The organism is Henriciella sp. (genome assembly GCF_049649345.1).
Classification (GTDB): domain Bacteria; phylum Pseudomonadota; class Alphaproteobacteria; order Caulobacterales; family Hyphomonadaceae; genus Henriciella.
On sequence record NZ_JBARZC010000191.1, the window covers coordinates 1 to 3,015 of the forward strand.

At 56.8% G+C, this 3,015-nt stretch carries 5 protein-coding genes; all 5 read right to left on the reverse strand.

The features are described from left to right. Positions 1-597, reverse strand: a 597-nt coding sequence (locus WA989_RS04735) for a nucleotide kinase domain-containing protein (RefSeq protein WP_424339358.1), incomplete at its 3' end; no start/stop codon positions are given. Beyond that, positions 594-1,397 carry a dCTP deaminase domain-containing protein gene (locus WA989_RS04740; protein ID WP_424339359.1) on the reverse strand — a complete coding sequence of 268 codons (804 nt, stop codon included), beginning with the start codon at positions 1,395-1,397 and terminating at the stop codon, positions 594-596. The genes WA989_RS04740 and WA989_RS04735, both read right to left, overlap by 4 nt. Positions 1,398-1,405: 8 nt before the next feature. Further along, complete coding sequence (locus WA989_RS04745) at positions 1,406-1,969, reverse strand: hypothetical protein (protein WP_424339360.1); 564 nt, start codon at positions 1,967-1,969, stop codon at positions 1,406-1,408. 12 nt (positions 1,970-1,981) lie between these two features. Continuing rightward, the gene (locus WA989_RS04750) at positions 1,982-2,839 is read right to left on the reverse strand and encodes a hypothetical protein (RefSeq protein WP_424339361.1); all 858 of its coding nucleotides are present in this window, start codon (positions 2,837-2,839) and stop codon (positions 1,982-1,984) included. Further along, positions 2,840-3,001 (reverse strand): hypothetical protein, encoded by a 162-nt coding sequence (locus WA989_RS04755; protein ID WP_424339362.1) that lies wholly within the window; start codon positions 2,999-3,001, stop codon positions 2,840-2,842. Between the last annotated feature and the right edge of the window lie 14 nt (positions 3,002-3,015).

Below are 3,015 nucleotides of genomic sequence, written 5' to 3' on the forward strand. Positions count from 1 at the left end.
ACGAGTTATCGCAGAATAATTGAGATCGATTGTGAACTGAAACGCCAGGAAGCGCCCGAGGCCCGGCCAGGCCAGAAGGCCCTCAAACACATCTTTCAGGTTCGGAAGCTGCGCTATTCTCGATGGCAGCCGAGCTTCCATCATTTTGCCCAGAAGCGCCAGGTGATTGCGATGCTTTCTGGCATGTCCGTATGGCGGCGATGGCATGATGTAGGCCGCAGAGTAAATCGTGTCGCCCTGTTCCCGCAGGCGGTCCAGCACGTGGCCTGCCAGTTCATAGTCGAATGTCTCGGACGTGAACTCACCCATCTCGTCCGCAAGCGCTTCCCAGGTTTCAATCTTGTTGAAGAGCTTGAACAACATTGTCCGGAAAAAGAGCTCTTCCGGAGACTGCGGCCGGCCTATGCCGAGCTGTACCTCTCCAATGAGATATTGTGAGACCCTGTCGGCGGCCCGGAACGAATTGGTAAAGCGATAAGTGTTCAGTATCGCATCACTGGTCCAGGGGCCCTTCGGATTGCGCAATCGCCGCTCGAACATGGCATGGCGCTCACTTGCGAAACGCCAGTAGGATTCAAAGACCGGTGTAGGTTTCATTGCGGCTCGTCAGCCGGGGGAGCGACAACAGGTTCTGTATCGGGCCGATCAACGTCGTATGTAATGGTCGTGACTTGAGCGGGGCCAGCCTGTTTGGTAACATCCGTTTCACGTGCCAGCCAGCGAGGTAGGAGCAAGGCGAGCAACGCAGCAAAGATCGCAATGAAGAGGGTTATAAGAATGGTTGCGATCGTCTTTATCTGATCTTGCATTCGTTCGATGGTGTCTGCGCGCGCGTGATATCTCTTTTCCGAATCCTCGATTCTCGCAGCAAGGCTTTCAAATGAATTGAGCTGTGGCCCCAGATCATTGATAATGGATGTGTCTATGCCACTATAGCCCGGGCGCGGGACATCCTCGTGAGGATGGTCCAGATCCGCATACCAGATGTGGAAGCACTTTTCGCCGCGGGCAAGGGTGATCGCCGAAGGTCCTGCATTGAATACGGCGAATACCAGCCGGCCCTTGAATCCGGGATCGACATGAAATCCGGATACGTTCACCAGCCCGCGAAACTTGAATCGGGCACGGATGGAAATGAACGCGATGGCGCTCGGCGGGATTTCGATTGTTTCCTCAGTCAGAAGAAATGCAAACTGCCCGGCAGGGATGCGGAAGGCCTGATCCGGCTGGAGCTGGATTTTCGTCTGGTCGGTGGGGCCCTCCGGCTGACGGCTGGGGCTCACAGATATTTCCGGGCCGATGCTCAATGTGTAGTTGGCGCGCTGCACATTTGCCGCATCATACTCATGGATGAGCTCTGGAAGTCTTTTTCGAAGAGTATCGGCGCTCCAGAACATGTCGTGGCCTACTCGGCGAGAAGCCGGCGCGCCGAACCCGATTCGACAGCGTCGAGCCTCGCCCGATAGAGATGCGCAAGATCCAGCTGTCGCGCAGCAGCAGTTTCGACAAGCAGGCCGAAGATCTCAGCATTTGCACCCAGCAAGCTTCTCCGGAACGGAAAATCTTCCAGATGGTCCAGCGACTCACACGCTTTCGCCATCGCGCCGGTCTGCTCACTGAAACGGCGCATGAAGCTTTGATCTTTCCTCGGTGAATGAAGCAGCATGGAGCCCAGTTCGGCAAGGTTTCCGCACGCTTCGGGGGCCTCCGCAAAGGATCGCCTCAGATCCTGAACAAGAACGTTCGCGGTTGCCACAGAGATGATTGCCGCATCGGTCAGGGTTCGGGCAAAGAGGGCCTCATCGCCATCCTCTTCGGCGGCAATAAAACGGGCGGCATATTTCGTCTGGTGGAGCGTCATGTGCTTCACGCGGCGAGCCGTATCGAGGGCCACAATATCGGGATGATACCCGGCATCGTGGCGGTTCTGAAAGCGCTGCAATTCGAGGATCTGGCTGGCGGCACTCATCTGCGCACTGTCCTAAACATAGCTCAATTCGCGTGTCTCGTTCTCGTAGAGAGATTCGCAACGTTCCAGCAGCGCGTCAATGTCGCGATAGCCCCAATTGCTCTCACCCCGGCCATCACCGCCCGCGTCGAGTTTGGCGTAGGTCGCATTGATCGTCAGGGGGCCAACTCCCGCGCCGGCTTCATGCGCGATGAAGTACAATAGCCGGCCGAGACCGACAAAGTTTCCGAGCGCTCTCTGCATGTAATGGTGTGCGCGGTAGGTAGCATTTAGGCGCACCTGATCGTGTCTCTTGTCATACTTGATGCTGACATGGCTCAGGCAGGGGAGGTGACCTCGATAGACCTTGCGATCAGTCGCGGGATCGTAGATGGGTATGTCACCTCCCGGCGCTGACCCATCTGGTTCGGTTTCCCTGAAGGGGCGGCCATTTCCAAGTTCGTAGCAGGCCTTGTACTTTCGCGATTCAACTTTCTTCAGCAAATCCTTCAGTGGATTGAATTCTTCATCTCGGAGGTCGGTCTGTCGCAAAATCCGCATGGCATAGCACCCCCATTGCCGGTCCGGATGTGCCTCATGAATTGTCTTCATGCGTTCGGGATAGGTTTCGAACACAGCTTTGCGACCGCCGCGGATATAATCGGCGTTCGGGAAGATTGTTTCGGCCACTGTGTCGAGGCTGAGCCCGCCGGCACTGGTTAGAAATGCATCGACCTCGTTATAGACTGCGCGGTCCGCAGCGGAGAGCACGGTCGGTTCTGCGATCTGGATGAACAGGTCAAAGGTCTCATTGTCGTGACAGTCGCGCCGGAGAAACCTGGCCGCCTCGAACCAGGCCTCCGGTGCTGTGCGTGTTTTGATGATGGACATTCAGTTGTTTCCTTTCGACATCACGGTTGCCGCTTCAGCGAGCTGTTTGACGAGATAGTCTGGAGGCAGCCATGCATGGCCGTTGTCGCCCCAGCCTGGGCCCCAACTGTTGCGAATGAGGATATGCCTGCCTTCAGGGCCGCCGCGCCCGACGGCCAACACCGCATGAGCGGCTC

What these genes read in the sequence shown, in the direction of transcription:
- WA989_RS04750 (WP_424339361.1), bottom strand. Translation starts at nt 2,839, where the DNA reads ATGTCCATCATCAAAACACGCACAGCACCGGAGGCCTGGTTCGAGGCG.
- WA989_RS04745 (WP_424339360.1), bottom strand. Translation starts at nt 1,969, where the DNA reads ATGAGTGCCGCCAGCCAGATCCTCGAATTGCAGCGCTTTCAGAACCGC.
- WA989_RS04740 (WP_424339359.1), bottom strand. Translation starts at nt 1,397, where the DNA reads ATGTTCTGGAGCGCCGATACTCTTCGAAAAAGACTTCCAGAGCTCATC.